Source organism: Bradyrhizobium lablabi (assembly GCF_018129385.1).
Classification (GTDB): domain Bacteria; phylum Pseudomonadota; class Alphaproteobacteria; order Rhizobiales; family Xanthobacteraceae; genus Bradyrhizobium; species Bradyrhizobium lablabi_C.
In genome coordinates, this window is sequence record NZ_JAFCLN010000063.1 from 1 (window position 1) to 1,003 (window position 1,003).

The 1,003-nt window shown below is 68.2% G+C and carries 2 protein-coding genes; one reads left to right on the forward strand and one right to left on the reverse strand.

The features are described 5' to 3' along the window. The coding region (locus JQ628_RS34400; RefSeq protein ID WP_212231070.1) for an NADP-dependent isocitrate dehydrogenase at nucleotides 1–465 on the reverse strand (465 nt) is incomplete at its 3' end. A 102-nt stretch (nucleotides 466–567) separates the two neighbouring features. On the opposite strand from JQ628_RS34400, the gene JQ628_RS34405 reads away from it, so the two are divergent. Further along, nucleotides 568–1,003, forward strand: a 436-nt coding sequence (locus tag JQ628_RS34405; protein ID WP_212231073.1) for an aquaporin, incomplete at its 3' end; no start/stop codon positions are given.

A 1,003-nucleotide genomic window follows, 5' to 3' on the forward strand; every position in this document is an offset into this window, starting at 1 on the left:
GGCGGCCGCCGTCGTGGTGGTCCGGCGAGCGCTGGGATGGCCAGCACCCGGCTGGCTGGTCGCGCTCGTGACCGCGGAGCCCTTGACCTTGTCGTAGCGGGCGCGGACGTCGCGGTCCTCGTCGCTCTGCGGGTTCTCGGGGTAGTCGGGCAGGTCGTAGCCCTGCTCCTGCAGCTCCTTGACCGCCGCCTTGAGCTGCGGGATCGAGGCGGAGATGTTGGGGAGCTTGATGATGTTGGCCGAGGGCTCCAGCGCGAGCTGGCCGAGCTCGGCGAGCGCGTCGTCGAGGCGCTGCTCGTCGGTCAGCCGCTCCGGGAACTGGGCCAGGATCCGGCCGGCCAGGGAGATGTCGCGGGTCTCGACGCCCACGCCCGCCTTCGCGGCGTACGCCTCGATGATCGGCAGGAACGAGTACGTCGCGAGCAGCGGCGCCTCGTCGGTGTGCGTGTAGATGATCGTGGCCATGACGGCGTCAGCTCCTGTGCGGCGGGAATTGTCTTGACGTCAAGATATATCCCCGAGCTCGCGTCCGCTGAGTCGGGGTCCGGCCCTACTAGCATGCCGAACATGGCCGACACCTCCACCACCGCCCAGAAGATCGCCGCCGAAGTCATCGGGACCTTCGTGCTCGTCTTCTTCGGCTGCGGCACCGCGATCTTCACCGGCGTCGACTACGTCGCGACCGCCCTGGCCTTCGGGCTCACGGTACTCGTCGGGGCGTACGCCTTCGGCCGCGTCTCGGGCGCGCACTTCAACCCGGCCGTCACGCTTGTCTTCACTGGCAAACGCGAGTTGCCTGTGAATGAGGCGGCGCTTTATGTAGCCGCGCAGATCGCGGGCGGCATCGCCGGAACAATGGCCGCACATCTGATGTTCGCCCTGCCAGTCGTCGACTTCTCGATGAAGACGCGCACCGGCGGCGCCCAATGGTTCGCCGAGTTCGTCGCGGCCTTCGGCCTGATCGCGACTATCCTGGCCGGAATCCGCTTCCAGCGCACGGCGG